The sequence below is a fragment of the Phreatobacter sp. GW821-FHT04C01 genome, from assembly GCF_059420385.1.
Genome location: NZ_JBWKTP010000001.1, coordinates 624,005 through 650,389, shown reverse-complemented (window position 1 = coordinate 650,389; position 26,385 = coordinate 624,005). Strand labels below are relative to the sequence as shown.

26 protein-coding genes and 1 pseudogene are annotated in these 26,385 nt (G+C 67.8%); 20 read left to right on the top strand and 7 right to left on the bottom strand.

Going from position 1 to position 26,385, the window contains the following annotated elements:
* The first annotated feature begins 4 nt into the window (after positions 1–4).
* The 6 genes and pseudogenes from AC07WJ_RS03045 (at position 5) to AC07WJ_RS03020 (ending at position 6,341) form a co-directional block, all read left to right on the top strand.
* Entirely contained in the window at positions 5–703 is a 699-nt protein-coding gene (locus tag AC07WJ_RS03045) for a GntR family transcriptional regulator (RefSeq protein WP_494933049.1), read from the top strand.
* A 266-nt stretch (positions 704–969) separates the two neighbouring features.
* Positions 970–2,756, top strand: a pseudogene (gene atzF, locus AC07WJ_RS03040) (allophanate hydrolase).
* A 35-nt stretch (positions 2,757–2,791) separates the two neighbouring features.
* Positions 2,792–3,751, top strand: coding sequence for an ABC transporter substrate-binding protein (locus tag AC07WJ_RS03035; RefSeq protein WP_494933048.1), 960 nt, complete (start codon positions 2,792–2,794; stop codon positions 3,749–3,751).
* A gap of 66 nt (positions 3,752–3,817) precedes the next feature.
* Positions 3,818–4,672, top strand: coding sequence for an ABC transporter permease (locus AC07WJ_RS03030; protein WP_494933047.1), 855 nt, complete (start codon positions 3,818–3,820; stop codon positions 4,670–4,672).
* On the top strand, positions 4,665–5,444 hold the full coding sequence (locus AC07WJ_RS03025; RefSeq protein ID WP_494933046.1) for an ABC transporter ATP-binding protein: 780 nt from the start codon (positions 4,665–4,667) through the stop codon (positions 5,442–5,444). Before AC07WJ_RS03030 ends, AC07WJ_RS03025 begins: the two co-directional genes overlap by 8 nt.
* A 6-nt stretch (positions 5,445–5,450) precedes the next feature.
* Positions 5,451–6,341: a polysaccharide deacetylase family protein gene (locus AC07WJ_RS03020; RefSeq protein WP_494933045.1), complete on the top strand. Its 891-nt coding sequence runs from the start codon at positions 5,451–5,453 to the stop codon at positions 6,339–6,341.
* A 7-nt stretch (positions 6,342–6,348) separates the two neighbouring features.
* On the opposite strand, the gene AC07WJ_RS03015 is transcribed toward AC07WJ_RS03020, so the two are convergent.
* Positions 6,349–6,903: a CAP domain-containing protein gene (locus AC07WJ_RS03015; RefSeq protein ID WP_494933044.1), complete on the bottom strand. Its 555-nt coding sequence runs from the start codon at positions 6,901–6,903 to the stop codon at positions 6,349–6,351.
* Positions 6,904–7,046: 143 nt separating this feature from the next.
* Between AC07WJ_RS03015 and AC07WJ_RS03010 the strand changes: the two genes are divergently transcribed.
* Positions 7,047–7,310 carry a hypothetical protein gene (locus AC07WJ_RS03010; RefSeq protein ID WP_494933043.1) on the top strand — a complete coding sequence of 88 codons (264 nt, stop codon included), beginning with the start codon at positions 7,047–7,049 and terminating at the stop codon, positions 7,308–7,310.
* Positions 7,311–7,490: 180 nt separating this feature from the next.
* Here the strand turns inward: AC07WJ_RS03010 and AC07WJ_RS03005 are convergent, their stop codons facing one another.
* Together AC07WJ_RS03005 and acnA are read right to left on the bottom strand one after the other, a co-directional pair.
* On the bottom strand, positions 7,491–8,165 hold the full coding sequence (locus AC07WJ_RS03005; protein ID WP_494933042.1) for a DUF1223 domain-containing protein: 675 nt from the start codon (positions 8,163–8,165) through the stop codon (positions 7,491–7,493).
* A 265-nt stretch (positions 8,166–8,430) separates the two neighbouring features.
* A complete protein-coding gene (gene acnA / locus AC07WJ_RS03000; protein WP_494933041.1) occupies positions 8,431–11,151 on the bottom strand; it encodes an aconitate hydratase AcnA in 2,721 nt (906 codons plus the stop codon).
* A 188-nt stretch (positions 11,152–11,339) separates the two neighbouring features.
* Between acnA and ccmA the strand changes: the two genes are divergently transcribed.
* From ccmA to AC07WJ_RS02980, 4 genes are all read left to right on the top strand, one after another.
* Positions 11,340–11,951: a heme ABC exporter ATP-binding protein CcmA gene (ccmA, locus tag AC07WJ_RS02995; protein ID WP_494933820.1), complete on the top strand. Its 612-nt coding sequence runs from the start codon at positions 11,340–11,342 to the stop codon at positions 11,949–11,951.
* Entirely contained in the window at positions 11,948–12,619 is a 672-nt protein-coding gene (gene ccmB / locus AC07WJ_RS02990) for a heme exporter protein CcmB (protein ID WP_494933040.1), read from the top strand. Before ccmA ends, ccmB begins: the two co-directional genes overlap by 4 nt.
* A gap of 4 nt (positions 12,620–12,623) precedes the next feature.
* A complete protein-coding gene (locus tag AC07WJ_RS02985; protein ID WP_494933039.1) occupies positions 12,624–13,673 on the top strand; it encodes a DUF2332 domain-containing protein in 1,050 nt (349 codons plus the stop codon).
* Between the two features lie 111 nt (positions 13,674–13,784).
* Positions 13,785–14,135, top strand: a complete 351-nt coding sequence (locus AC07WJ_RS02980; RefSeq protein WP_494933038.1) for a hypothetical protein — start codon at positions 13,785–13,787, stop codon at positions 14,133–14,135.
* 9 nt (positions 14,136–14,144) lie between these two features.
* Here AC07WJ_RS02980 and AC07WJ_RS02975 read toward each other — a convergent pair whose 3' ends face one another.
* Positions 14,145–14,753: a glutathione S-transferase family protein gene (locus tag AC07WJ_RS02975; RefSeq protein WP_494933037.1), complete on the bottom strand. Its 609-nt coding sequence runs from the start codon at positions 14,751–14,753 to the stop codon at positions 14,145–14,147.
* A gap of 192 nt (positions 14,754–14,945) precedes the next feature.
* Here AC07WJ_RS02975 and AC07WJ_RS02970 point away from each other — a divergent pair, with 192 nt between their 5' ends.
* The 7 genes from AC07WJ_RS02970 (at position 14,946) to rpmF (ending at position 21,004) form a co-directional block, all read left to right on the top strand.
* Positions 14,946–15,578, top strand: coding sequence for a J domain-containing protein (locus AC07WJ_RS02970; RefSeq protein WP_494933036.1), 633 nt, complete (start codon positions 14,946–14,948; stop codon positions 15,576–15,578).
* A 106-nt stretch (positions 15,579–15,684) separates the two neighbouring features.
* On the top strand, positions 15,685–16,698 hold the full coding sequence (cobS, locus tag AC07WJ_RS02965) for a cobaltochelatase subunit CobS (protein WP_494933035.1): 1,014 nt from the start codon (positions 15,685–15,687) through the stop codon (positions 16,696–16,698).
* Positions 16,699–16,712: 14 nt separating this feature from the next.
* Positions 16,713–17,126, top strand: coding sequence for a GNAT family N-acetyltransferase (locus AC07WJ_RS02960; protein ID WP_494933034.1), 414 nt, complete (start codon positions 16,713–16,715; stop codon positions 17,124–17,126).
* Positions 17,123–19,024, top strand: a complete 1,902-nt coding sequence (gene cobT / locus AC07WJ_RS02955) for a cobaltochelatase subunit CobT (RefSeq protein ID WP_494933033.1) — start codon at positions 17,123–17,125, stop codon at positions 19,022–19,024. The genes AC07WJ_RS02960 and cobT overlap by 4 nt, the downstream gene beginning before the upstream one ends.
* Positions 19,024–20,139 (top strand): esterase-like activity of phytase family protein, encoded by a 1,116-nt coding sequence (locus AC07WJ_RS02950; RefSeq protein WP_494933032.1) that lies wholly within the window; start codon positions 19,024–19,026, stop codon positions 20,137–20,139. The genes cobT and AC07WJ_RS02950 overlap by 1 nt, the downstream gene beginning before the upstream one ends.
* A 22-nt stretch (positions 20,140–20,161) precedes the next feature.
* On the top strand, positions 20,162–20,746 hold the full coding sequence (locus AC07WJ_RS02945; RefSeq protein ID WP_494933031.1) for an MOSC domain-containing protein: 585 nt from the start codon (positions 20,162–20,164) through the stop codon (positions 20,744–20,746).
* Between the two features lie 66 nt (positions 20,747–20,812).
* Positions 20,813–21,004: a 50S ribosomal protein L32 gene (gene rpmF / locus AC07WJ_RS02940; RefSeq protein ID WP_136960069.1), complete on the top strand. Its 192-nt coding sequence runs from the start codon at positions 20,813–20,815 to the stop codon at positions 21,002–21,004.
* Between the two features lie 80 nt (positions 21,005–21,084).
* Here the strand turns inward: rpmF and AC07WJ_RS02935 are convergent, their stop codons facing one another.
* Complete coding sequence (locus tag AC07WJ_RS02935; protein WP_494933030.1) at positions 21,085–21,519, bottom strand: GlcG/HbpS family heme-binding protein; 435 nt, start codon at positions 21,517–21,519, stop codon at positions 21,085–21,087.
* Positions 21,520–21,701: 182 nt separating this feature from the next.
* Between AC07WJ_RS02935 and ggt the strand changes: the two genes are divergently transcribed.
* Complete coding sequence (gene ggt, locus AC07WJ_RS02930; RefSeq protein WP_494933029.1) at positions 21,702–23,291, top strand: gamma-glutamyltransferase; 1,590 nt, start codon at positions 21,702–21,704, stop codon at positions 23,289–23,291.
* Between the two features lie 10 nt (positions 23,292–23,301).
* On the opposite strand, the gene AC07WJ_RS02925 is transcribed toward ggt, so the two are convergent.
* Entirely contained in the window at positions 23,302–23,637 is a 336-nt protein-coding gene (locus AC07WJ_RS02925; RefSeq protein WP_494933028.1) for a hypothetical protein, read from the bottom strand.
* Between the two features lie 245 nt (positions 23,638–23,882).
* Here AC07WJ_RS02925 and AC07WJ_RS02920 point away from each other — a divergent pair, with 245 nt between their 5' ends.
* The gene (locus AC07WJ_RS02920; protein WP_494933819.1) at positions 23,883–25,628 is read left to right on the top strand and encodes an EAL domain-containing protein; all 1,746 of its coding nucleotides are present in this window, start codon (positions 23,883–23,885) and stop codon (positions 25,626–25,628) included.
* 16 nt (positions 25,629–25,644) lie between these two features.
* Here AC07WJ_RS02920 and phaR read toward each other — a convergent pair whose 3' ends face one another.
* The gene (phaR, locus tag AC07WJ_RS02915) at positions 25,645–26,259 is read right to left on the bottom strand and encodes a polyhydroxyalkanoate synthesis repressor PhaR (protein WP_494933027.1); all 615 of its coding nucleotides are present in this window, start codon (positions 26,257–26,259) and stop codon (positions 25,645–25,647) included.
* Positions 26,260–26,385: the final 126 nt, after the last annotated feature.

Here is a 26,385-nt window from a genome sequence, read left to right as displayed (position 1 = left end):
CGCGATGAACGACGGCCAGCCGATCCCGCCGCCTGCCCGCCGCCCGCGGGCCAAGCCGACCCGCTCCGACGAATTGCAGGCGCAGCTCGCCGAGGCGATCGTCGCCGGCCGGCTGCTCCCCGGAGCGGCGCTCGACGAGGTTCAGATCGCCGCCGAATTCGCGGTCTCCCGGACCCCGGTGCGCGAGGCGCTGCGCCAGCTCTCCTCCTCCGGGCTGGTCGAGATCCGGCCGCATCGCGGCGCGGTGGTGGCCAAGCCCGACAAGGGCCAGCTCCACGACATGTTCGTCGTCATGGCCGAGCTGGAAGCCCTTTGTGCCGCGCTGGCGGCGGTCGCGATGACGCCGCCCGAGCGAATGGCGCTCGACACGCTGCACCGTTCGATGGCGGCGCTCGTGCACCAGGGCGACCTCGCCGCTTATAGCGCGGCCAATGTCGAATTCCACGTGGCCATCTACCGCGGCTCGCGCAACGCCTATCTGGCCGAGCTTGCCTCGGCCACCCGCCGGCGCCTCGCTCCGTTCCGACGCGCCCAGTTCGAGGGCCGCGACCGCCTCGCCAAGTCCCATCGCGAACATGATGCGGTGGTTCAGGCGATCCAGCGCGGCGACAGCGAAAGGGCCGGCAGCGCCATGCGCGAACACATCGGCCTGGCCGCGCGCGCCTGGGAAGTGCTGTCGAATGAGGCACGCGCCAGATTATGAGATTGCCAGCATAGGCCCAAATTATAGGCAACAACGGCCTCACTCATCGCTATTGCATACAATGAGACGGTGCCGATAACTGCCTTGGGGTTGCCCGGCCGGCTGGACGCCGGCGTCACTGCGCGACGAATCTCTCTTTTCTGACAACAGATTAAGTTGCCGCCGGTCCGACATTCCGGCGATGAACCACGATGGGGAGCGGCGCTTGCGGCGGTCCTGGCATGGCGGTTGCGAGGCAGGCCTTGTTCCTGTTCCGCGCCGAGGCCATGCCGCAATCCCCCCGCCCCACCATCGCCGCCCTGCTGCAAGGCTATGCCCAGGGCTTGAAGCCGGCATCGGTCGTCGCCGCGGCCTACGCGCGCCTCGCCGCCATCGGCGATCCCGGCATCTTCATCCATGTCGTGCCCGAGCCCGATGCCCTTGCCGCCGCGGCCCGCCTGCCGCCCTTCGACGCCGGCCGCTATCCGCTCTGGGGCGTGCCCTTCGCGGTCAAGGACAATATCGACGTTGCGGGACTGCCGACGACCGCGGCCTGCCCCGCCTTCGCCTATGTGCCCGAGCGATCGGCCACGGCGGTCGAGAAGCTGGTCGCCGCCGGCGCCATCATCGTCGGCAAGACCAATCTCGACCAGTTCGCCACCGGCCTCGTCGGCGTGCGCTCGCCGTTTCCCGCGCCGCGCAACGCGGTCGACCCGACCCGCGTCCCCGGCGGCTCCAGTTCCGGCTCGGCGGTCGCCGTGGCGCAGGGGATCGTCGCCTTCGCGCTCGGCACGGACACCGCCGGCTCCGGCCGCGTGCCGGCCATGCTCAACGACGTCACCGGCCTGAAGCCCTCGCTCGGCGCGGTGTCGACGCGTGGCGTGGTGCCGGCCTGCCGCACGCTCGATTGCATCTCGGTCTTCGGCCATGACGCCGCCGACGCCTTCGCCGTCTACCAGGTCATGCGCGGCTTCGATGCGGAGGACGCCTATTCGCGGCCGGTCGCAGCCGACGCGCCCGGCGCCGTCGCACCGGTCCGCCGCCTCGGCATCCCGCGCCGGGCGGACCAGCTGTTCTTCGGCGACGACGCGATGGCGGCGGCCTTCACCGCCGCGGTCGAAAAGCTCGTCCCCTTGGCCGACCAGGTCGTCGAGATCGACCTGACGCCGTTCTTCGCGACCGCCGGGCTGCTCTACGAGGGTCCCTGGGTCGCCGAACGCCATGCCGCGATCCGGGCCTTCCTGGCCGGCCAGCCGGACGCCGTCCTGCCCGTCACCCGCCAGATCATTTCAGGGGCAGGCCGCTTTTCCGCCACCGACACCTTCGAGGCGCTCTACCAGCTCGCCGCGCTCAGGCGCGCCACCGAGCCGGTCTGGCGGGCGATCGACGCGCTGGTGGTACCGACCGCGCCGATCTTCCCGACGCTTGCCGACCTCGTCGCCGACCCGATCGGCCCGAACAGCCGGCTCGGCACCTATACCAATTTCGTCAACCTCCTGGATCTGGCGGCGCTCGCCGTGCCCGGCCCCTGGCGCGCCGACGGCTTGCCCGCCGGCATCACGCTGATCGGCGAGCGCGGTGCCGACGCCCGCCTGGCCCGGCTGGCGATGCGGTTCGAACAGGTCACCGGCAACCGGCGACAGGCGGCCTGAGGGAGATGAACGTGGACCATGGGATCGAGATCGTGGTGGTCGGTGCGCATCTCTCCGGCATGGCGCTCAATCACGAGCTCACCGCATGCGGCGGCCTGTTCGGCCGCCTCGCCAGCACCACGCCGGACTATCGCCTCTATGCGCTCGCCGGCGGTCCGCCGAAACGGCCGGGCCTGATCCGCGTCGCCGCCGGCGCGGGAGCGGCCATCGCCTGCGAGGTCTGGATCTTGCCGGCCGCGGGCTTCGGCAGCTTCGTCGCCGCGATCCCCTCGCCGCTCGGTATCGGCACGCTGAGGCTCGGCGACGGCACGACCCCCAAGGGCTTCCTGGTCGAGCCGGAGGGTCTCGCCGGCGCCGACGACATTACCGGCCATGGCGGCTGGCGCGCCTATGTCGCCCACCTCGCCGGCAAGGCTGCATGAACCCGCCCTTTTCCTCCTCGCACCGGAGCCTCCTCATGATCCGTCGCCGTCACTTCCTCATCGGGGCCGGCATCGCCGCCGGAACCCTTGGCGCCCCGGCCCTGCTGCGCGCGCAGACGCAGCGCACCGTCAAGATGGGTGCGCTCCGCCTGATCCATTCCATGCCGCCGCATTTCTACGAGCGCTTCGCGCCCGCCGGCCTGAAGGTCGAGATCGTCACCTTCGACAGCCCGACCGACGGCAAGAACGCGGTCGTCACCAAATCGGTCGATTTCGGCACCTTCGGCATTGCCGCGGGCATTCTCGGTGGCGCGGCCGGCGAGCCGGTGGTGGTGGTCGGCGCGCTCTCCAACAAGGGCATGGGCGTGATTTCCAAGGCCGGTTCGGATCTGCGCACGATCAAGGATCTGAAAGGCAAGCGCATCGGCATCTGGCCGGGCTCGACCCAGGAGGTGTTCATCATGGAGCGCCTGCGCATGGAGGGACTGTCGATCCGCGACGTCACGGCCGTGCGCGTACCCTTCGGCGAGATGCACGCCATGCTGTCGCGCGGCGACATCGACGCCTATGTCGGCGCCGAGCCCGGGCCCGGCCTGTCGATCTCCTCCGGCGTCGGCCAGCTCGTCGAATATCCCTATGGTACCGCCATGGGCGGCCTGAACATGATCTTTGCCACCCATGAGGAAACCGTCGCCAGGGATCCCGACCTCATCCGCACCATGTTGAAGGTGCATCGCCAGGCGGTCGAATTCATGATGGCCAACAAGCAGGTCGTCGCCGACGTGACCGTCCAGAAGCTCGGCGCCAACCGCACCGCGGTCGACCAGGCACTCGGCGCCGACAATGTCGAATATGTCTGGAAACTCGACCAGACGGTGCTGACCCAGGCACGGACCTATTCGCAGCAGATGCTGGAGCTGAAGCAGATCCGCCAGCTGCCGAATTTCGACAGCTTCCTCAATCCGAAATTCTCCAACGAGATCGCCTCGGCCTGAACCCTTGCCGTCGCGTCGCCCCGCGAAGGGGGCGGCGCGCGCCCCGCTCGAAGAGGACCTCAGGTCATGTCGATCGTCGAAACGAGCCCTCTGGCGGCCTCGGCCGCCATCGAGCGCCCGAGCTCCGGGCGCTCGGTCTGGACGCGCCTCAGGCCGACCGTGCTGGCCCTGATCGTGCCGGCGCTGTTGCTCCTGTTCTGGCAGATGGCGACCAGGCTGCGCTGGACCAGGCTCATTCCAAGCCCCTACGAGGTCGCCGAATATATGGTCGATTTCGCCGTCGGCGGCATCTATGACGACGCCTTTTCCGGCACGCTGGTCACCCATCTCCTGGCCTCGATGAGCCGGGTCTATGGCGGCTTCGCGCTCGCCGCCCTGTTCGCGCTGCCGATCGGCCTGATGATCGGCCGGCTGCCGACCGCGCGCATGCTGCTCGACCCCTTCCTGCAGGTGATGCGGCCGATCCCGGTCACCGCCTGGCTGCCGCTGTCGATGATCCTGTTCGGCCTCGGCCCCCGCTCGGCCTTTGCGCTGGTCTGCCTCGGCGCCTTCTACCCGATCCTGCTCAACACCGTGTTCGGCGTCCGCGCGGTCGATCCGAAACTGTTCGAGGCGGCCGCCATGCTCGGTTGCCAGGGCAATGCCCAGTTCTTCAAGGTCGTGCTGCCGGCGGCCCTGCCGTCGATCTTCACCGGGCTCAGGCTCGGGCTCGGTCTTGCCTGGTTCGTCATCGTGGTCGGTGAGATGACCGGCGTGCCGCAAGGTCTCGGCGCCGTCATCATGGACGGCCGCACCCTGTCGCGCACCGAGCTGGTCATCTGCGGCATGATCGTCATCGGCATCGCCGGCTACATCTCCGACCGGATCGTCGTGATGGCCGGCAATCGCCTGCTGCGCTGGAGCCCGACCCACCATGGCTGAATCAAAGACCCCGATCGTCGAGATCCTCCAGGTCTCCAAGGTGTTCCAGCTGCAGGACCAGACCATTCACGCGCTGTCGGACGCGAACCTGACCATTCGCAAGGGCGAATTCGTTTGCCTGATCGGCGCGTCGGGCTGCGGCAAGTCGACCTTGCTGCGCATCATCGCCGGCTTCGAGACGCCCTCCGTCGGCCAGGCCCTGATGTGGGGCCGGCCGATCCAGGGCCCGGATCCGACCCGCGGCATGGTGTTCCAGGACTATGCCTTGTTTCCCTGGCTCAGCGTCCGCGACAATATCGGCTTCGGGCCGCAATCGCGCGGCCTGCCGCGCAGCGTGATCAAGGACACCGTCGACAAATTCATCGAGCTGGTCGGCTTGACCAAATTCGCCAACGCCTATCCGCATCAGCTCTCCGGCGGCATGAAGCAGCGCGTGGCGATCGCCCGCGTGCTCGCCAATGACGCCGAGGTGGTGCTGATGGACGAACCCTTCGGCGCGCTCGACGCCATGACCCGCGAGAGGCTGCAGGACGAGCTGCTCGATATCTGGCAGCGCACCGGGCTGACGGTGGTTTTCGTCACCCATTCGATCGAGGAAGCCATCTTCCTGTCCAACCGGGTGGTTGTGATGACGCCGGGCCCGGGCCGCATCGAAAGCGACAACGCGCTGGAGCTGGCCAGGCCGCGCGACGTCTCGAGCCCGGAATTCAACGACATCCGGCGCCTGCTGGGCGCCAAGCTGCACAGCCATCACGCCAAGAAGGCGGCCTGAAGTCCCATGCGTCCCGAACTGCGCCTGCCCTACCGGGCCTCGATCGATCGCCCGTGCGTCACGCTGCCCGGCGGCAAGCTGGTGGCGGTCTGGCCGGTGGTCAATGTCGAGAACTGGCGCATCGACAACCCCATGCCACGCCAGGTGCTGGTGGCGCCGACCGGCGCCGCGCTGCAGCCCGACATCGCCAACTGGGCCTGGCACGAATACGGCATGCGTGTCGGCTTCTGGCGGTTCATGGAAGCCTTCGCGCGCCATGACGTCAGGCCGACCCTGTCGATCAACGGCTCGGTCGCATCAGATTATCCGCGCATCGCGGCGGCCGCCCGCGACGCCGGCTGGGAGTTCATGGGCCACGGCTGGCACCAGGTGCCGACCCACAAGGTCGACGACCAGCGGGCGATGATCGCCCGCACCGTCGAGGCGCTGTCGGCCTTTTCAGGCACGCCCTGCCTCGGCTGGCTCGGGCCCGGGCTGACCGAAACACTCGAGACCGCCGACCATCTGGCCGAAGCCGGCATCCGCTACATAGCCGACTGGGTCGTCGACGACCTGCCCTGCCGGCTCGCCACCCGGCACGGACCGGTCCTGACCATGCCCTATTCGGTCGAGCTGAACGACATTCCGCTGATCATGATCCAGCACCATCGCGCCGGCGAGTTCCTCGAGCGGACGCTCGCCCAGGCCGACCGGCTGATCGCCGAAGCGCGGAGCAGCGGCCCCCTCGGCGGCGCCAAGATCCTGAGCTTCGCCATCCACCCCTATATTTCCGGCGTGCCGCACCGCATCGGCATGATCGAGGAGCTCCTGGCCGCGCTCGCCGCGCGGCCGGAGATCTGCTTCATGCAGGGCCGCGAGATCATGGACTGGTATCTGGCCTCGGGCGACCCGACCTGAACGGGCCTCAGGCCGTGCCGGTCGGCTGCGCCAGCACCAGCGCCCAGAACACCCGATAGCGCGAGCCCGGCCGGTAGCCGGTGGCAAGCCCGAGCCGCGTCACCGCGGGATTGAGCATATGCGCCCGGTGCGGCGGGGAATCGCGCCAGCCCGAAAAGGCCTCGGCCAGGGTCATGTAGCCGGCCGAGGTGTTTTCCACCGCCGCACCATGGGCATAGCCCTGCGCCGCGAGCCGGGCATTGACGGTGCCGGTGCGCACCCCGACCTGGTCGGCGCCGGCCATGGCATTGGCCTGGGTCTCGGCGACCCGCATCAGCACGGCATCGACGGCGACCGGGCCGCGGCCGTTGTTGCGCCGATAGCCCGTGATCATCTCCGCGGCCATGGCGGCATCGACCCGGGCGCCGGCCTCGGCGAGATTGCGGTAGAAGCTCGGCTGGCCCGACGGCCGCGGGGCCGGTGCTTCCGAACAGGCCGAGAGCAGCAGCAGCGACCCGCCACCGAGCAGGACCTGGCGCCGCACGAAAATCCTGTCAGCCGCCTTCAGCTCTCGTTCAGCCATCGAACCTTTTCCTGTGTGGGCATCACTCATGGTGACGCGAGTGATGCGCGTGAAAAGTTAACCGATCCTGTCAAGGCTCTATCAACCCTATGGTGGTTGAGTGCCGGCAGGGGACCGATTGGAAATAGGGACAGGGACATCCCATGCCTTGGTATCGTTGTGAAGCGCGCGGCCTCGCGGCCGCCAGCGCCGAGAGTACATTTGCCGCAACCCGATTTGTCGAAGCCGAAGCGGCGGAGGCCGCAGCCTCCTGCGTGCGCAAGAGCGTCGGGCGCGAGCTGGTTCGCCACGGCGTCGACCCGCTGAGCGCGGAAGCCTGCGTGAAGATCGACACCGTCAGGCGCATCGACGAGGAAGACGTTCCGGGCATCGTCGCGCCCGACATGGTCTGGCTGGCCAGGGCCTGAGCCAGGAGCCGCGCCCCGCGGCCGCCGGACACCTCACGGTGCCGCGGCCGCCGGCGCCCGCGGCGCGGACGACCCGGCCGCACCGGAACCGCGATTTGCCCAGGACAAAAAACAGGGACGCCGCCTCGTTTCACTGAGACGGCAGGACGCGCTGGCTTGATGGCGGATTGACGATCGCGCTTACTGGAAGCGGGCCATGGCGGCGCCGAGCACGGCGCCCGGGCTGCGCTGGCTGCCGGCCTGGATCAAGACCACCGCACGTTCGCATCCAGGTGCCAGCCGTTCCAGGCGCGAGGCGGTGAAGGTCTGGGCGGCGCCTGTCCATTCGCCGAGCTTGACGTGCGACCGCACGACATTGCGATAGGTCACGGTATGGCCGCGGTTCTCGCCGCGGGCGATCTCGACATTCTGCCGCGACGACACACCGAGCAGCATGACGGTCGCGGGCGTCTCGGCCGATGCCAGGCCCGTCTGCTGTGCCGGCAGCGTCACGGTGACGGTGTCGCCGGAATAGCTGATCGTCACCGGCACCGTCAGCACGCCGCTCTGGCTGGCCGACTGGACGATCGCCCGGTCCACCGCCGCACGGTCCGAGCCGATGGCATGGGCGACGCCGTTCACCACCATTTGCGGGGTATAGACCTGACGGTCGCCGCGGACATGGGCATAGGCCTTCTGGCGCTTGGTATTGGCAGGATCTGCCAGCGTGTCGCGCCAGCCAAGATAATCCCAGTAATCGACGGCGAAGGTCAGCGCGATCAGATCGGTACGGTCGGCGATTTCGGCCAGATGGCGGTCGGCCGGCGGACAGGACGAGCAGCCCTGGCTGGTAAACAGCTCAATGACTGCGCGCACTTTATCCGCCGCGGCGGCTGGCGCCGCGCCGAACGAGACCAGGCCAAGTAATAGCCCGCCCCAAATCTTTGCCTTATGCATCGGTCTTCGCCCCGATCGAAACTTAACCCTGCCCAGGTTTTGTCCTAGCCCGCACGGTGGGGTCAGGCGAGTCACGGTTGGGTGAAAACCCCACAAGCGCGCGTGATAACCCCGGCGGCCGAAGGCGAAGCGACGGCCGCGGGGACAACCCGCGACCGCCGCATCCGGTCGATCCGGCCCGGCATCAGGCCGCGAGATCGCGCAGCACGTACTGCAGGATGCCGCCGTTCTTGAAATAGTCGATCTCGTCGAGCGTATCGATACGGCAGAGGATCGGCACCTTCTTGACCTTGCCGTCGGCGAAGGTGACTTCGGCTTCCATCTTCTGGCGCGGCTTGACGGTTTCGAGCCCCTTGATCGAAACGGTCTCGTCGCCCTTCAGGCCGAGCGAGGCCCAGGTCGTGCCGTCTTCGAGGGTGAAGGGAACGATGCCCATGCCGACCAGGTTCGAACGATGGATGCGCTCGAACGACTGCGCGATGACCGCCCGGACCCCGAGAAGATTGGTGCCCTTGGCCGCCCAGTCGCGCGACGAACCGTTGCCATATTCGACACCGGCGAACACCACCAGCGGCACCTTCTCCTGGCGGTACTTCATCGCCGCGTCGTAGATCGGCATCTCTTCCTTGGTGGGATAGTGGATGGTGTAGCCACCTTCCTTGCCGTTCGGCCCCATCATGAAGTTGCGGATGCGGATATTGGCGAAGGTGCCGCGCATCATCACCTCGTGATTGCCGCGCCGCGTGCCGTACTGGTTGAAGTCGGCGACATCCACCTTGTTGTCGAGCAGGTATTTGCCCGCCGGGCTCGCCGCCTTGATCGAACCGGCCGGCGAGATGTGGTCGGTGGTGATCTTGTCGCCGAACAGGCCGAGGATGCGTGCGCCCTTGATGTCGCTGACACCGGCCGGCTTCATGCCCATGCCGACGAAATAGGGCGGGTTCTGCACATAGGTGGAGTGGTCGTCCCAGGTATAGGTCTGGCCGGTCGGCGCCTTGACCTTGGCCCAGTTGGCGTCGCCCTTGAACACGTCGGCGTATTTTTCCTTGAACAGCTTCTTGGTGACGTTCTTGGCGATGAAGGCCTGGATCTCCTTCGACGACGGCCAGATGTCCTTCAGATAGACCGGCTGGCCCTTCTTGTCGGTGCCGAGCGGCTCCTTGGTCAGGTCCATCTGGACCGAGCCGGCCAGCGCATAGGCGACCACCAGCGGCGGCGAGGCGAGATAGTTGGCCTGGACGTCGGGCGACACGCGGCCTTCGAAATTGCGGTTGCCGGAGAGCACGGCGGCCGCGATCAGGCCCTGGTCGTTGATCGCCTTGGAAATCTCGGCCGGCAGCGGGCCGGAATTGCCGATGCAGGTGGTGCAGCCGAAACCGACCAGGTTGAAGCCGAGCTTGTCGAGATCCTTCTGCAGGCCGGAATTCGCCAGATATTCGGCGACCACTTGGCTGCCGGGCGCCAGCGACGTCTTCACCCAGGGCTTGGTCTTCAGGCCCTTGGCCACCGCGTTGCGGGCGAGCAGGCCGGCGGCGAACAGCACCGCCGGATTGGAGGTGTTGGTGCACGACGTGATCGCCGCGATCGCCACGTCGCCATGGCCGATGGTGAAGTCGCGGCCCTCGACCTTGACGCGGCGCGACAGCTCGGCCGCCTTCTTGTAGTCGGTCTCCATGGCCGCGGTGAAACCGGCGCCGACCGCTTCCAGCGCGACCCGGCCCTCGGGACGCTTCGGACCTGCCATCGACGGCACGACCGAGCCGAGGTCGAGTTCGAGCGTATCGGTGAACACCGGATCCGCCACGCCCTTGGTGCGGAACAGGCCCTGCGCCTTGGCATATTTCTCCACCAGCGCGATGCGCTGGCTCTTGCGGCCCGAGGTCGTCAGGTAGTTCAGCGTCTCGTCGTCGACCGGGAAGAAGCCGCAGGTCGCGCCATATTCCGGCGCCATGTTGGCGATCGTCGCGCGGTCGGCCAGCGTCATGTTGTTGAGGCCGTTGCCGAAGAATTCGACGAATTTGCCGACCACGCCCTTCTTGCGCAGCATCTGGGTAACGGTCAGCACCAGGTCGGTCGCCGTGACGCCTTCCTTCAGCCTGCCGGTCAGCTTGAAGCCGATCACTTCCGGCAGCAGCATGGATTGCGGCTGGCCGAGCATGGCGGCTTCAGCCTCGATGCCGCCGACGCCCCAGCCGAGCACGGCCAGGCCGTTGACCATGGTGGTGTGGCTGTCGGTGCCGACAAGCGTATCGGGATAGGCGACCTCGACGGTCTCGGAGGTCTTCTTGCCGCGGACGACCTTGGAGACCTTTTCCTTGCGGGTCCATACCGTCTGCGACAGGTATTCCAGGTTGACCTGATGGCAGATGCCGGTGCCGGGCGGCACGACGGAGAAATTCTTGAACGCCTGCTGGCCCCATTTCAGGAAGCGGTAGCGTTCGCCATTGCGCTGATATTCCAGGTCGACGTTCTTCTTGAACGCCTTGGCCGAGCCGAATTCGTCGACGATCACCGAATGGTCGATCACCAAGTCGACCGGCACCAGCGGATTGATCTTCTGCGGATCGCCGCCGAGCGACTTCATGGCGTCGCGCATGGCGGCCAGATCGACCACCGCCGGCACGCCGGTGAAGTCCTGCATCAGCACGCGTGCCGGGCGGAAGGCGATTTCCTTGCCGGCCTTGCCCTTGTCGTTGAGCCAGGCGGCGACGCCCTCGATGTCGGCCTTGGTGACCGAGCGGCCGTCCTCGGCGCGCAGCAGGTTCTCGAGCAGCACCTTCATCGAGAAGGGCAGCGCCGAAATACCCTTCAGCCCGTTCTTCTCGGCATCCTTCAGACTGTAATAAACATAGCTCTTGGTACCGACCTTGAGCGTCTTGCGGGCCTTGAAGCTGTCGAGCGACATGAGGCGATGATCCCTTCATCCAGAAGGCCGACATCGCGTCCGAAGCTTCGGGCGTAGTCAGGGAACCCAAGGGGGCGCGGCGACCAATCGCCGGCGTTATAGAGGGATTCCAATCAACCCGCCATATGGTTAGAAGCATTCATCGCGCTCTCGCCGCTTACCCCTTCGTCGCGTAAGAAATCAGCATGATGCGTCTCAACGCTGATGCCCTCACCTGCCAGCGCGGCGGCCGGATCGTTTTCCGGGATTTGAGCTTTGAAGTCGCCGCCGGCGAGGCCGTGCAGGTCGTCGGCCGCAACGGCGCGGGCAAGTCGAGTCTGCTGCGCATGATTGCAGGTCTGGTACGCGTCGAAGCCGGACGGCTCAGTTTCGACGGCGGCGACCCGGAGGCCGATATCGGCGAGCAGGCGCATTATTGCGGCCACCAGGATGCCTTCAAGGGCGCCCTGACGGTCGCCGAGAACCTGTCGTTCTGGACCGCCTTCCTGGGCGGCGGCAAAACCGGCGCCGGCAGAACCGGCGATGCCCTCGGCCGCCTCGGCCTCGATCACCTCGCCGATCTGCCTGCCGGTTATCTTTCCGCCGGCCAGCGCCGCCGCCTGGCGCTCGCCCGGCTCATCAGCGTGAAGCGGCCGATCTGGCTGCTCGACGAGCCGACCGCGGCGCTCGACCAGGCGAGCCAGACGGTGCTCGCCGGGATCATGACCGAGCACCTCGCCGGCGGCGGGCTGATCCTGGCCGCGACCCATGGCCCGCTCGGCATCGCGGCGCGTGAGCTCGGCATCGGAGATCCGGCATGACGCCGGCGCTGTCGGCCCTGTTCCTGCGCGACCTGCGGCTCGCCACCCGGGTCGGCGGTGGCGCCATGGTCGGCGTGGTCTTTTTTCTCGCGGTGGTCACCATCGTGCCCTTCGGCGTCGGGCCGGACATGAACCTGCTCGCCCGCATCGGACCGGCGATCCTCTGGATCGGCGCGCTGCTGGCGACCTTGCTCGGCCTCGACCGGTTGTTCCAGGCCGATGCCGACGACGGCTCGATGGACCTCCTGATGATGGCCGAGACGCCGCTCGCCCTGGTGGTCATGGCCAAGGCCGCCGCCCACTGGCTGGCGACCGGCCTGCCGCTGGTCGTCGCCGCGCCGCTGCTCGGCCTCCTGATGAACGTGCCGCCGGAGGCGATGGGCGCCGTGGCACTGACGCTGCTCGCCGGCACGCCGGCGCTCACCGGGCTCGGCACCATCGGCGCGGCGCTGGCCGTCAGCCTGCGCCGCGGCGGCTTGCTGATGGCGATCCTGATCCTGCCGCTGACCATTCCCGTACTGATCTTCGGGGTCGCCGCGACCAGCGCCGCGATCACCGGACCGGCGCCGTTCGGCGCGCCCTTCGCGGTGCTGGTCGCACTGTCGCTGATCAGCCTTGTGCTCGGCCCCCTGGCCGCCGCCGCCGCGTTGAAATTCGGGCTGGAGTGAGCTGATGACCACCGACGAGGCCGCCCGCGAAGCCTTCGCGCAACAGGCGATCTGGTGCGCCAAACTCGGCTCGCCGTTCACCGCCAGCCTGATGGCGGCGATCGGACCGGCGCTCGACCGGTCGACCCTGACCGGACGGACCATTCTCGACTGGCAGGGCCGGGCGGATGCGCGCGTCGACGCCGTGCCGCTCAGGCTTGCCGGCGCCCTGCATGCCCTGGCCCGGCGCGGCGCGCCCGACGCGCTCGTCCGCGCCTACCCGCCTTATCCCACGCCCGACATCGTCGTCTTGCGCCGGATCGCTCTTGAGACCATCGCCGCGCAGGACGATGCCATTGCCGCCTGGCTCGCGTCGCCGCCGCAGACCAACGAGGTCGCCCGCAGCGCCGCGCTCCATGCCGGCTTCATGGAGATCGCGGCGGCGACCGGCCTGCCGCTCGCCCTGTTCGAGCTCGGCGCCAGCGCCGGCCTGAACTCGATCGGCGACCGCTATGCCTATGACCTCGGCGGGCGCCAGGCCGGCAAGCCCGGCTCGCCGGTGCTGCTCGCGCCGAAATGGACCGGCGGCGCGCCCGCGGGGGCCGAACCGCGCATCGTCGCGCGGCGCGCCTGCGACCGGTCGCCGCTCGATATCGGCAATGCCCGCGACCGGGAACGGCTCATGGCCTATGTCTGGGCCGACCAGGCGGAGCGGCTGGCCCGCACGCAGGCGGCCATCGCCATCGCCGAGGCCGCGCCCGTCCCGGTCGAGCCGGCCGACGCCGCCGACTGGGTCGAAGCCGTGCTTGTCGCCGCGCCGCCGCCCGGCAGCGTCCGGGTGCTGTTCCACTCGATCGCCTATCAATATTTCCCCGAAGCCGCCAAGGCGCGCATCGCCGCCCATATGGAGCGCCTCGGCCGGACCGCCGGACGGGACACGCCGCTCGCCTGGCTGGCCTTCGAACAGTTCGAGGACACCGGGCCGCGCCTGACCCTCCGGCTCTGGCCCGACGGAACCGAGCGGCTGCTTGCCAGGGGCGACGCCCATGGCCGCAGCGTCGACTGGCTCGGCTAGGACGCTGGATCGCGCCGGCCGGCGCGGGCTCGCGCCATGCGTGCGGCATGCCTTGCTATCGCCTCATCGGCGGGGGAAGCTCGGGCTTGCCTGTGCCGACAGGAGGCCGCCATGCGCCGTGCAGCTTTTGCTTCCGCATTCTTCGTCCTGTCCGGCTGCGCCAGCGCGCCCGAGCAGGTCGTCGCGCCCCCGCCCCAGCCCGAGACCACCGCCTTTTGCGGCACGGCCGAACGCGGCGCCCGCATTCATGTCACCGCCACCAACAATTCGCAGCGCCCGATGATCTGCCAGGTCACCTGCACCTTCCAGAAACCGAACGGCCAGACCGATTCCGTCTCCTGCGACGGCACGGTCGCCGGCGGCGCCAACGCCGCGCCGCTCTGCGAGAATGTCGACCGCCGCCGGCGTGTGCGCCAGCTCACCAACACCGTGGTCGACTGCACCTTCGCCCAGCCGGGCTGAGCGCATGCCCTACAGGATCGGTTTGGTTTTTTCCCAGGCCGCCGGCATTTGCCGGATGAAGGCCTCAAGCCAGCCGGCGAGATTCGGGCATCTGGCGCGCCAGGCGCCCTGGAACCGGATGTCCTGATAGCCCAGCGCGCAGGCGAGCGCGATCGTTCCGACGGTGACGCCGAGCTCGGGCGGCATCGCCTCCAGCGCTTCCAGGCCGCGCGCCACCTTGCCTTGCTGATGATCGAGCCAGCGCGGCTCGCGCCGCTCTTCGGAGCGGAACATGGTCTCGTAGCGCAGCAGGATGCCGGCATCGAGAATGGCGTCGGCCAGGGCCTGCAGGGTCAGCGCTTGGATGCGTGCCTTCGGATCGGCCGGGATGATCTTGTTTCCGCCACCCAGGATATCCAGATATTCGAGGATGACGCGGCTGTCATAGATCGCCGTGCCATCCTCCAGGATCAGCACCGGTATCTTGCCCAGGGGGTTCTGCAAGCGCAGGGCGTCGCCGGCCTCCATCGTATCGGCGGCTGCGACCGTCACCAGGTCGGCAAGACCCAGATGGGCCAGCGCCAGCGTGATCTTGCGCCCGAACGGCGAAGCTGGCGACGAGCGCAGAACGATCGGCATGCATGGTCCTCCGGGCACGTCCTCGGGGCACCGAACCTGCGCCGGCGCCTCGGCGCCGGTCAATGCGACCGGGCTGCAGACCAGCCCCGTCGACGGTCACCGCATCAGCCGTCGGACCGCCACCGGTCCGACTCGTCTTGCCGCTTCGACGCGGCGCCCCCATAATTGGCACCCGTTTCGAAACTGAACCTCATGAAAATCGCATCACCCTATTTCGATCGCATCCGCGTCAAGCCCGAGGACGACCGCCGCGCCCAGGCCCGCCCCGGCATGCGCGTCTGCGGCTTCAAGGGCTGTGGCTGCGAGGCGACCCATCGCGCGCCGCTCGGCCGCGACCGGGAGGGTGAATTCGTCTGGTTCTGCCTCGACCACGTACGCGAGTACAACGCCACCTACAATTATTTCGCCGGCATGAACGACGCGGCGGTGGCCGCCTATCAGAAGGACGCCATCACCGGCCACCGGCCGACCTGGAGCATGGGCGTCAACTCCTGGAGCAAGAAGGGACGGCGGCCGGAACCGCATGTCCATATGGGCCCGCGCGGCGCGGCCGACCCCTTCGGCATGTTCGACGGCGAGGACTGGCGGCCGCAGGGCGCAAGCCCCGTCGAGCCCGAAGGCCGGCTCATTCGCAATGCCGAGCGCAAGGCGCTGACCGCGCTCAATCTCGACATCCATGCGACGGCGGCCGAGATCAAGGCCCGCTTCAAGGAGCTCGCCAAACGGCTTCATCCGGACGCCAATGGCGGCGACCGCTCGCGCGAGGACAAGCTGCGCGAGATCATTCAGGCCTATAATTATCTCAAGTCTGTTGGCTTCTGCTGATTGGACGCATCAATAATGCGAATGGCATTCCCGCATGCGGCGGCCTTCCGGGCGCGACCCGCGATCTGTTAAGGTCAATCCGATTTGAAAAAAACGGCTCGCCGCGATGTGCGCGGTATCGGAGGTTTTCGTGACAGTGCAGCCTGAAAAAGGTACCGGGACCCCGGATACCACGGTGTCGGTGCGGAAGGTGTTCGGCATCGATTCGGATATGACCGTTCCGGCCTTTTCCAAGCCGGACGATCACGTGCCGGATCTCGATACGGATTACCTGTTCGACAAGCCGACGACGCTCGCGATCCTGGCGGGCTTTGCCCATAACCGGCGCGTCATGGTCTCCGGCTTCCACGGCACCGGCAAGTCGACCCATATCGAGCAGGTCGCCGCCCGGCTGAACTGGCCCTGCGTGCGCGTCAACCTCGACAGCCACGTCTCGCGTATCGATCTCGTCGGCAAGGACGCGATCGTGCTGAAGGACGGCAAGCAGATCACCGAGTTCCGCGACGGCATCCTGCCCTGGGCCTACCAGCACAATGTCGCGCTCTGCTTCGACGAATATGACGCCGGCCGCCCGGACGTGATGTTCGTCATTCAGCGCGTGCTGGAATCGTCCGGCCGCCTGACCCTGCTCGACCAGAGCCGGGTGATCCGCCCGCACCCGTCGTTCCGGCTGTTCGCCACTGCCAACACGGTCGGTCTCGGCGACACCACCGGCCTCTATCACGGCACCCAGCAGATCAACCAGGCGCAGATGGACCGCTGGTCGATCGTCACCACGCTGAACTATCTGCCCCATGACAACGAGGTCGGCATCATCCTGGCCAAGGCCAAGACCTTCGCCAAGACCGCCGAGGGCCGCGACCAGGTCAACAAGATGGTGCGGGTGGCCGATCTCACCCGCAACGCCTTCATGAACGGCGACCTGTCGACCGTCATGTCGCCGCGCACGGTGCTGACCTGGGCCGAGAACGCCGACATCTTCAAGGATATCGGCTTCGCCTTCCGGCTGACCTTCCTGAACAAGTGCGACGAGATGGAACGCTCGCTGGTCGCCGAGTTCTATCAGCGCTGTTTCGGCCAGGAGCTGCCGGAGAGCGCGGTCAACGTGGCGCTGAGCTGAAGGGAGTACGGGCGGTGCGCGTCGTCGATGAAAAGGCGACCGCGAAAGCCGCCCGTGCCGTGGTCAAGGGCCTCGTCGCCTATAACAGGGCCAAGGCCGGCACATCGAAGTACAAGCGCTTCGCCGTGTCGGTCCGTGACGACGAGGACGAGATCCGCGGCGGCATCGTCGCCTACACCATCTGGAACTGGTGCTTCATCGAACTCCTCTGGCTCGATGAAGCCGTTCGCGGCGGCGGTTTCGGCACGGAGCTGATGCAGCGGGCCGAGGCTATCGCCGCGAGCCGCGGCGCCAGGCATGTCTATGTCGACACGTTCAGCTTCCAGGCCGACGGATTTTATCAGGGTCTCGGCTACGAGATCTTCGGCGAACTGGCCGAATTTCCGCCCGGCCATCGCCGCATCTGGTTGAAGAAGGACCTTCCGTGAGTTCCAATTCCAAGGCCAAGCCATCGCCCAAGGAAAGCCCGACCGAGCCGTTCAAGCGGTCCGTCGCCTCCTGCATGCGCGCCATCGCCCGCCGCGAGGATCTCGAGGTCACCTATGCCTCGGACAAGCCGGGGCTGGCCGGCGACAAGGCGCGCCTGCCGGAACCGCCGCGCAAGATGTCGGCGCATGACGCGGCCATCGTCCGCGGCCATGGCGATGCCATGGCGCTCAGGCTCGCCGTGCACAATCCCAAGGTCCACCGCGCCATGGTGCCCGAAGGCCAGGCGGCGCGTGCCGTCTTCGAGGCGGTGGAGAGCGCCCGCATCGAGGCGATCGGCGCCAACCGCATGGCCGGCGTCGCGCAGAACCTGACCGCCCGCCTGGAAGACCATTATCATCGGCTCGGCAAATACGAGGACATCACCGACAAGGCCGATGCGCCGCTTGAGGACGCGCTCGCTTTGATGGTGCGCCAGCGCCTGACCGGCCTGAAGGCGCCGGCCGAGGCCGCCCGGATCGTCGATCTCTGGAAAGACACGATCGAGGCCAAGGCCGGCCCGAACCTGGAAAAGCTCGTCGGCCTCGAAGGCGACCAGCGCGCCTTCGGCAAGGCGGTCCGGGAGCTGCTGACCTCGCTCGACATGGGCGACGAGAGGGGCAGTTCCGACGACGACAACGACGATGATTCGGAGAACCAGGAACAGGATTCGCCCGAATCCGGCGAGAGCCCCGACAGCCAGCAGGAGGAATCCTCCGAAGGCATGCAGATGGAGGATGCCGAGGAGATGTCCGACGAGTCGCCGGATGGCGCTCAGGAGGCTTCCGACGCGCAGACCGCCGAACTGCCGGACGAAAACGACATGGGCGACGCCGACGAGGCGAGCGAGCCGTGGCGGCCGAAATCCCAGGGCAATGAACGCAAGGGCCCGGACTACAAGCCCTTCACGGCGAAATTCGACGAAATCATCGACGCGCCGGACCTCTGCGACGCGGAAGAGCTGGATCGGCTGCGCGCCTATCTCGACAAGCAGCTGAGTCATCTCGGCCCGGTCGTCGCCCGGCTCGCCAACCGCCTGCAGCGCCGCCTGATGGCGCAGCAGAACCGCGCCTGGGACTTCGACCTGGAAGAGGGCGTGCTCGATCCCTCGCGCCTGCCGCGGGTCATCATGGACCCGATGGCCGCGCTGTCGTTCAAGCGCGAGCGCGACACCAATTTCCGCGACACGGTGGTGACGCTGCTGCTCGACAATTCCGGCTCCATGCGCGGCCGGCCGATCACGGTGGCGGCGACCTGCGCCGATATCCTGGCCCGCACGCTGGAGCGCTGCGGCGTCAAGGTCGAGATCCTCGGCTTTACCACCCGCGCCTGGAAGGGCGGGCAGGCGCGCGAATTCTGGCTGCAGAACGGCAAGCCGGCCAATCCCGGCCGCCTCAACGACCTCCGGCACATCATCTACAAGTCGGGCGACGCGCCCTGGCGGCGCGCGCGCAAGAATCTCGGCCTGATGATGCGCGAGGGGCTGCTCAAGGAGAATATCGACGGCGAGGCGCTGGATTGGGCGCATAAGCGCCTTCTCGCGCGCTCCGAACAGCGCAAGATCCTGATGATGATCTCGGACGGCGCGCCGGTCGACGATTCCACCTTGTCGGTGAACCCCGGCAACTACCTCGAGCGGCACCTGCGCTGGGTCATCGAGGAAATCGAGACCCGCTCGCCGGTCGAACTGATCGCCATCGGCATCGGCCATGACGTGACCCGCTACTACCGTCGCGCGGTGACCATTGTGGATGCCGAGGAACTGGGCGGCGCCATGACCGAAAAGCTCGCCGAACTGTTCGACGAAGCCGCCGACGGCAGCGAGCCCGCAGCCCCGCCCCGCCGCCGCAAGGTCGCCTGATGGCCGACCGGGGCCTGGACGGGCCGCCGCGCCGATCGCTCCCCGGCGGGGAGCCGGCGTCCGCGCGTGACCGGCAGCGGCAAGGCACCCGCTCCTGGTCGCGGCGCGGCCTGCTGGGCGCGATGGGCACCGCCTTGCTCACGGTCCCGGCGCCATCGGGCGCCGCCGCCAAGCCGGCCGTGCCCGGCGCGCCGGTCGACATCACCATCCGGTCCTTCCCGATCAATGTCTTCGCGCCCGGCGAACCGGCCAAGACCGTCTTCGGCCGGCTCGAATATCGTGGCGGGCTGGAGCTGCAGTCCGATTATCGCGGCTTCGGCGGCATCTCCTCGATCCGCACCGATGCGGCCGGCCAGCGGCTGACCGCGATCACCGACAACGGCCAATGGCTGACCACCCGCATCGACATGGAGGGCCGTAAGCCCGCCGGGCTGTCGCAGGCGCGCATGGCGGCGATCCTCGGGCCAAACGGCCGGTCCCTGGCCGATACCGGCAACTGGGACGTCGAGTCGCTCTGGATCGAGGGCGGCACGGCCTATGTCGGTGTCGAGCGGACCCACCGCATCTTCCGTTTCGACACGTTCGGCCGCGACGGCCTGACCGCCCGGGGCGTGCCCTCGCCGGTACCCATGGGCGACCGGCGGCTGCCCGGCAATCGCGGCATCGAAGCGCTCGGCGTATTGCAGCGGCCCTCGCCGCTCGCCGGTACGCTGATCGCCATTTCCGAGCGCGGCCTGAACGACCAGGGCGATATCAGGGGCTTTCTGTTCACCTCGCCGCCACGCGAATTTTTCGTCAAGCGCACCAACGACTTCGACGTCACCGATCTGGCCTTCCTGCCGAATGGCGACCTGCTGATCCTGGAGCGCTGGTTTTCGGTGTGGCGGGGCCTCGGCGTGCGCATCCGCCGCATCGATTCGGCCAATATCCGGCCGGGCGCCACGATTGACGGGCCTATCGTCATGTCGGCCGATCTGAGCGCGCAGATCGACAACATGGAAGGCCTCGCCGTTCATCGCGACGGCAATGGCGACACCATTCTGACCCTGATTTCGGACAACAATTTCTCGTTCCTCCAGCGCACGCTGCTGCTGCAATTCGCCTATCGCGGCTGAAGGCCCGGTCAAGGAGGTGCCGATGGCTCCGACCGTCACCGTGACCGGCCTCTATTTCGCCGGCGGACGCGATTTCGTCTCGCGGGCGATCGACCGGCTCGCGCTGACGCTGGACGGCATCGCCGGCGACATCCATGCCGGCCCGACCCGCAGGACCGGCGCGCGCGAGCCCTGGCATCCGCGCGGCACGGTGATCCGCAACGACCGGCAGCTGTCGGTCCTCGCGGACGAGGAACTGGCTGAAACCGCAGCCGCCCTGGGGCTGGCAAAGCTGCCGGCCGAATGGATCGGCGCCAACCTGACCGTCTCCGGCCTCGACAGGCTGTCCGCGCTCGCCCCGATGTCCCGGCTGATGGCGCCATCAGGCGCGACCATCGTCGTGACCGCCTATAACGCGCCGTGCCGGCAGTCGGGCCGGGCGATCGCCGCCCGGTCGGGCGTGCCGGCCCATGAATTCGGTTTCATCAAGGCGGCCAATGGCCGGCGCGGCCTGGTCGGTTATGTCGAACGACCGGGCCTGATCGTGCTCGCCGACGTCCTGACCATCGTGGCGCCGCGAGGACCAGGCCAGATTCCCTCTGGAACCCTGGGCGGAAGTCGTGTATAGGCCCGCGACTTACGAATTTGCGTGCCGCGTGGCCCTTGGTCCTGTGGCCCCGCTGGAGAGACATCCATGGCCGTTCCGAGAAGAAAAACATCGCCGTCGCGTCAGGGCATGCGCCGTTCGCACGACGCCATCAAGGCTCCGACCTATGTCGAGGACAAGGACTCGGGCAATCTGCGCCGTCCGCATCACGTCGATCTGAAGACCGGCATGTATCGCGGCAAGCAGATCCTGAAGCCGAAGACCACGACCAACGACTGATCCGGGGCGCTGACGCGCTTCGCCTCATGAAAAAAGCCGGTCTCGCGACCGGCTTTTTTGTTGGTGGCCCGGCGCGAGGCTCAGGCGCCGGTATCGGCCTTGAAGCCGGCCGCCTCGATGCCGGCGATCGCCGCCAGCTCGTCATTGTCAGAGGTATCGCCGGAAATTCCGACGGCGCCGATGATCGCGCCCGAACCGTCGCGGATCAGCACGCCGCCGGGCACCGGAGTGATCCGGTCATGGGTGAGACCGCCCAGCGCCGTGACGAAATGCGGCCGCTCGACCGCGAATTTCTGCAGCATGCGGCCACCGACCCCGACGGCCACGCAGCCATAGGCCTTGCCATGGGCGATGTCGGCGCGCAGCAGCGCATTGTTGTCTTCGACCACGGTCATGCGCACGGCGCCGCGCGCATCCACCACCACCACGCCGATCGGCTTGAAGCTCTTCTCATGGGCGAAGGCCAGCGCCTTCTCGACAATCGTGCGGGCGGAAGCGAGCGTAAGATGGGTCATCGACGTCTCCAGACAGGTTATCGGACAGGCATGGAGCCTTGCACCGGGCGCAGAATGACGGTCCGCCGGAGCCATGGCGCGGCCGGGGACGCTTGTGTTAGGGCTGCCACAATAGACCGCCGCGAAAAGCCGGTCATGACAGGTTTCGGGCCGCAGCGGAAGGCCCGGTCGGAGGACGCTCCATGACGGTGCAGATGCGCGATTTCCACAAGCCCGGCCGTTCGCCGGTCTACGCCACCGAAGCCATGGCCGCGACCTCGCATCCGCTGGCGACTGCCGCCGCGGTCGAGATGATGCGGGCCGGCGGCACCGCCGCCGACGCCGCCATCGCCGCGGTCGGCGTCATGGCGGTGGTCGAGCCGCACATGACCGGCATCGGCGGCGACTGCTTCGCGCTGGTTTCCAGGCCGGGCAAGCCGATCTGGGGCTATAACGGCTCCGGCCGCGCGGCCAAGGCCGCCGAGCCGGCGGCGCTGCGGGCACAGGGCTTGACCTCGATCCCCATCGATTCCGTCCACGCCGTCACCGTGCCGGGCGCCATCGAGGCCTGGGAAGCGATCCTCAAGGCGCATGGCAAGTTCGACCTCGGCCGCGTGCTGCAGCCGGCGATCCGCTACGCCAAGCAGGGCTGGCCGGTCACCCCGCGCGTCGCCTTCGACTGGGCCGCCGATGCCGAGGCGCTGGCCAAGGACGAGGGCGCGAGCCGCCACTACCTGCTGAACGGCCGGGCGCCGATGGCCGGCGACCGGATGACCAGCGCGGCGCTCGGTGCGACGCTCGAGACCATCGCCAAGGAAGGCGCCAAGGGCTTCTACGAGGGCCGTGTCGCCGAGGATATCGTCAAGACCGTGCGCGCCAAGGGCGGCCTGCTGACGCTCGAGGACCTGGCCGGCCACCACGGCACGGTCGAGACCCCGGCCCGCTCCAGCTACAAGGGCGTCGAGGTGGTCGAGCTGCCGCCCAACGGCCAGGGCATCACCGCGCTGATCCTGCTCAACATCCTGGAAAATTTCGACCTGCGCAGCATGAACCCGCTGTCGCCGGAACGGCTGCATCTCGGCATCGAGGCGGCGCGCCTGGCCTATGCCGTGCGCGACCAGCACATCGCCGATCCCGCTCATATGCGCTACAGCGTCGACCAGCTGACCAGTAAGGACTTCGCCAAAACGCTGGCCGGCATGATCGACCCGGCCAGGCGCACGCCGCTCCTGGTGCCGCCGCCGCCGGGCTCCGACACGATCTATTGCACCATTGTCGATCGCGACCGCATGGCGGTCTCCTTCATCAATTCGATCTTCCACCATTTCGGCTCGAAGATCTGCACGCCCGATACCGGCATCCTCCTGCAGAACCGCGGCGCCGGCTTCCGCCTCGAGGAGGGTCATGCCAATTGCATCGGCCCGGGCAAGCGGCCGATGCACACCATCATTCCCGCCATGCTGGTGGAGAACGGCGAGGTGACCACCAGCTTCGGCGTGATGGGCGGCAGCTACCAGTCCTCGGGCCATGCCCATGTGGTCGCCAACATGTTCGACTACGGCATGGACCCGCAGGCCGCGATCGATGCGCCGCGCGCCTTCTTCGAGGGCGAGAAGACCACGGTCGAGCCGACCTGGCCGGAAGCGACCATCGCCAAGCTGCGCGCCATGGACCACGACGTCGAGATCACCACCAAGCCGATCGGCGGCGGTCAGATGATCCGCATCGACCGGTCGGGCTTCCTGATCGGCGGCTCCGATCCGCGCAAGGACGGTTCGGCCCTCGGCTATTGATCCGTTGCCGTCAGGCCTCGCGGCGGACCAGCGTGCCGCGAGGTGTTGCTCCGGGCATATTGGCCTGGTAGCGGGCCTCCGCCGCCTCGACCCGCACCCGGCGGCCCGTCCGGGTCTCGGGCTCGGTCATCAGGCCGGCCAGCAATTGGGTAGCGAAAGCCGATGTCAGGGGCCGCCCCGCGGCCCGGCGCCGTTCCGCCGCCGGCTCCTGCACGACGGTGAGACCTGTTGATGCCGGCGCTTCGGCGGCGGGCGCGGCGCCGCGGCGTTCGGCAGCCCGCGGCCGGTCCGTCCAGCGGCGACCCCACCGGATACCCGCATCGGCCTTGACGCCGCTGATCGCCATGAACGCTCCCGATCTGGGGCCGGCGGACATGTGCCGGCGGAGGGGTTCCCGCAAGCCGCGTGCCCGCCTGATTCGTACCGAATTGGCACAGCCTGGTAAGAAACGGCCGACGAACCGGAGTACAACCACCGGCGCGCCGGTGTCGAGGCCGAACGACGCAGTCTCCCATCGACACGCTTCATTCATACTTTTCCCGGCTTGATAGAGAAGCTGCGGGTCGGGCTGGAACGGATAAAGCTGTGGACATGGGTGATGCGGCGATCGCCAGATCGGACGTTGCGGAGCTCGACCGCGACGTGGCCGGCGATTCCAGCACCAACGCCATCCTCTCGTCGGTCGGGACCGCGACCTATGAATGGGCGGTTCCCTCCGACCGGCTGACCTGGAGCGGCAACGCCGCGGCGGTCTTTGCGGTCGACGACATGACGCGATTCGCCACCGGGCGTGGCTACGCCCAGATGCTGGCCGCCGAATCGCCCGCCGGTCGCTACGAGGCCGTGGTCAATTCGCCCGGCACCGACCATGGCGACGGCGTCGCCTACGAAATCGAATATGCCTTGTCGCCCCGGCCCGGCGTGACCCATTGGGTCGAGGATTCCGGTCGCTGGTTCGCCTCGTCCGGCGGCCGGCCGCTGCACGCCCACGGCACGGTCCGCATCATCACCGACCGCTACGAGCACCGCCGCAAGCTGGCCGCCGCGAGCGAGATCGACCCGCTGACCGGCCAGCTGTCGCGCCATCGCTTCTGCGAAGTGCTGGAAACGACGCTCGACGACGCACAGAAAGTCCGCGGCTCGATCGGCTTCCTGATCGCGGCGATCGACAACCTGGCGCGCATCAACGAGGCCTATGGCTTCGACCGGGCCGACGAGATCATTGCCGCGGTCGGCCGGCGCATCCGCTCGCGCATGCGTGGCGGCGACCTCATCGGCCGGCTGTCGGGCAACAAGTTCGGCATCATCATGCGCAACTGCCAGCCCGACGAGATGGCCACCGCCGCCGAGCGCATTCTGGCGGGCGTGCGCGACGACGTCTTCGCCACACCCGCCGGGCCGATCTCGATCACGGTGACCATGGGCGGCGTGATCGCGCCGCGCCATGCCGCCGACCTGACCGCCGTGATGGGGCGGGCCCAGGAGGCCCTCGACGGCGTCAAGGCGCGCAGGCGCGGCGCCTTCCAGGCCTACCAGCCCAATCTGGAGCGCGAGCAGAGCCGGCGGGAGAACCTCCGGATCACCGACGAGATCGTCGCCGCGCTCAACGACCAGCGGATCAGCCTCGCCTTTCAGCCGATCGTCGCCGCCCGCGACCCGCGCGAGGTGTCATCCTACGAGTGCCTGCTGCGCATCCGCCGCGGCGACGGCTCGCTATTGCCGGCCAGCACCATCGTGCCGGTCGCCGAAAAGCTCGGCCTGATCCGCCTGATCGACCAGCGCGTCCTGGAACTTGCGGTTGGCGAGCTCGTGGCCGCGCCGGGCTTGCGGCTGTCGGTCAATGTCGCGCCGGCCACCACCATGGATCATGACTGGCTCGACGCGCTCGCCGCCGCGGTGAAGCTTCATCCCGACATCGCCCAGCGATTGACCGTCGAGATCACCGAGACGGAGGCCATCGCCAATGTCGAGGACACCCGTCATTTCGTCGCCAAGGTCCAGGGACTGGGGCTTGCCGTCGCCATTGACGATTTCGGCGCCGGCTACACCTCGTTCCGCAACCTGCGCCGGCTCGGCGTCAATTGCGTCAAGATCGACGGCGCCTTTGTCGAGAATTTCGAGCGCGGCGAGGATGACCGCCACTTCGTCGCGACGCTGCTGGGCCTTGCCCGCCACATGGGGCTGAACACGGTCGCCGAATGGGTCCCGAACGAAGCCGTCGCCCGCGCGCTCACCGAGCTCGGCTGCGACTACCTGCAAGGCGTCCATACCGGCAGCGCGAGCGAAGCGCGCCCCTGGCTGGCAAGCGCCACACCCGGGCAAGGCCCCCAGGCGTGACGCGCCGCGACCGACTCTACTTGCGCGACAGGCTTTCCAGCTTGCGCTGCATTTCCGCGAGCTGGTGCTTCAACTCGTCGATATCGCCGTCCTTGGCCGGAGCCGACGACGGCGACGGCGCGGCCGGAGCCGGCTTCGTCTCGTCGGCCGCCGCCTCGGCCCCGGTCCGCTCGTCGCGCTTGGCGAAAGGCGAGAAGATCGAGAAGGCGCGCTCGAACATTTCCATGTTGCGACGCACGTGGGCCTCGAACGGCTGGACCAGCGGGTTGGCGCCGAAAGCCGTGCCGAGCTGGCCGCGCAGCTTGTCCTGCTCCTTCGACAGGCTGTCGATCGACAGCTCGAGGAAACGCGGCACCAGAAGCTGCATGCTGTCGCCGTAGAAGCGGATCAGCTGGCGCAGAAACGCCACCGGCAGCATGTTCTGCCCGTCCTTGTTCTCCTGCTCGAAGATGATCTGAGCCAGAACCGATCGGGTGATGTCGTCGCCGGTCTTGGCGTCGTAAACCACGAAATCGTTGCCGGCCTTCACCATGACGGCCAGATCCTCGAGCGTCACATAGGTCGAGGTACCGGTGTTGTAGAGTCGCCGGTTGGCGTATTTTTTGATCGTGACCAGATCGTTCTTGGCCATCGTTCCCCTCGGTCTGGGCGGAGGCCCCGATACCGCCGCATGCCATTGTTTCATCACGTTATGACGTTTCCGCAAGACCTGCCACGGTTTTGTGCAGCGCCCGCACGACAAGGATCCGATCCGCGA

Excerpts from the sequence above, each read along its gene's own strand:
- AC07WJ_RS03045 (WP_494933049.1), top strand. The coding sequence starts at position 5 with ATGAACGACGGCCAGCCGATCCCGCCGCCTGCCCGCCGCCCGCGGGCC.
- AC07WJ_RS03035 (WP_494933048.1), top strand. The coding sequence starts at position 2,792 with ATGATCCGTCGCCGTCACTTCCTCATCGGGGCCGGCATCGCCGCCGGA.
- AC07WJ_RS03030 (WP_494933047.1), top strand. The coding sequence starts at position 3,818 with ATGTCGATCGTCGAAACGAGCCCTCTGGCGGCCTCGGCCGCCATCGAG.
- AC07WJ_RS03025 (WP_494933046.1), top strand. The coding sequence starts at position 4,665 with ATGGCTGAATCAAAGACCCCGATCGTCGAGATCCTCCAGGTCTCCAAG.
- AC07WJ_RS03020 (WP_494933045.1), top strand. The coding sequence starts at position 5,451 with ATGCGTCCCGAACTGCGCCTGCCCTACCGGGCCTCGATCGATCGCCCG.
- AC07WJ_RS03015 (WP_494933044.1), bottom strand. The coding sequence starts at position 6,903 with ATGGCTGAACGAGAGCTGAAGGCGGCTGACAGGATTTTCGTGCGGCGC.
- AC07WJ_RS03010 (WP_494933043.1), top strand. The coding sequence starts at position 7,047 with ATGCCTTGGTATCGTTGTGAAGCGCGCGGCCTCGCGGCCGCCAGCGCC.
- acnA (WP_494933041.1), bottom strand. The coding sequence starts at position 11,151 with ATGTCGCTCGACAGCTTCAAGGCCCGCAAGACGCTCAAGGTCGGTACC.
- ccmA (WP_494933820.1), top strand. The coding sequence starts at position 11,340 with ATGCGTCTCAACGCTGATGCCCTCACCTGCCAGCGCGGCGGCCGGATC.
- ccmB (WP_494933040.1), top strand. The coding sequence starts at position 11,948 with ATGACGCCGGCGCTGTCGGCCCTGTTCCTGCGCGACCTGCGGCTCGCC.
- AC07WJ_RS02985 (WP_494933039.1), top strand. The coding sequence starts at position 12,624 with ATGACCACCGACGAGGCCGCCCGCGAAGCCTTCGCGCAACAGGCGATC.
- AC07WJ_RS02980 (WP_494933038.1), top strand. The coding sequence starts at position 13,785 with ATGCGCCGTGCAGCTTTTGCTTCCGCATTCTTCGTCCTGTCCGGCTGC.
- AC07WJ_RS02975 (WP_494933037.1), bottom strand. The coding sequence starts at position 14,753 with ATGCCGATCGTTCTGCGCTCGTCGCCAGCTTCGCCGTTCGGGCGCAAG.
- AC07WJ_RS02970 (WP_494933036.1), top strand. The coding sequence starts at position 14,946 with ATGAAAATCGCATCACCCTATTTCGATCGCATCCGCGTCAAGCCCGAG.
- cobS (WP_494933035.1), top strand. The coding sequence starts at position 15,685 with ATGTGCGCGGTATCGGAGGTTTTCGTGACAGTGCAGCCTGAAAAAGGT.
- AC07WJ_RS02950 (WP_494933032.1), top strand. The coding sequence starts at position 19,024 with ATGGCCGACCGGGGCCTGGACGGGCCGCCGCGCCGATCGCTCCCCGGC.
- AC07WJ_RS02945 (WP_494933031.1), top strand. The coding sequence starts at position 20,162 with ATGGCTCCGACCGTCACCGTGACCGGCCTCTATTTCGCCGGCGGACGC.
- rpmF (WP_136960069.1), top strand. The coding sequence starts at position 20,813 with ATGGCCGTTCCGAGAAGAAAAACATCGCCGTCGCGTCAGGGCATGCGC.
- AC07WJ_RS02935 (WP_494933030.1), bottom strand. The coding sequence starts at position 21,519 with ATGACCCATCTTACGCTCGCTTCCGCCCGCACGATTGTCGAGAAGGCG.
- ggt (WP_494933029.1), top strand. The coding sequence starts at position 21,702 with ATGACGGTGCAGATGCGCGATTTCCACAAGCCCGGCCGTTCGCCGGTC.
- AC07WJ_RS02925 (WP_494933028.1), bottom strand. The coding sequence starts at position 23,637 with ATGGCGATCAGCGGCGTCAAGGCCGATGCGGGTATCCGGTGGGGTCGC.
- AC07WJ_RS02920 (WP_494933819.1), top strand. The coding sequence starts at position 23,883 with ATGGGTGATGCGGCGATCGCCAGATCGGACGTTGCGGAGCTCGACCGC.
- phaR (WP_494933027.1), bottom strand. The coding sequence starts at position 26,259 with ATGGCCAAGAACGATCTGGTCACGATCAAAAAATACGCCAACCGGCGA.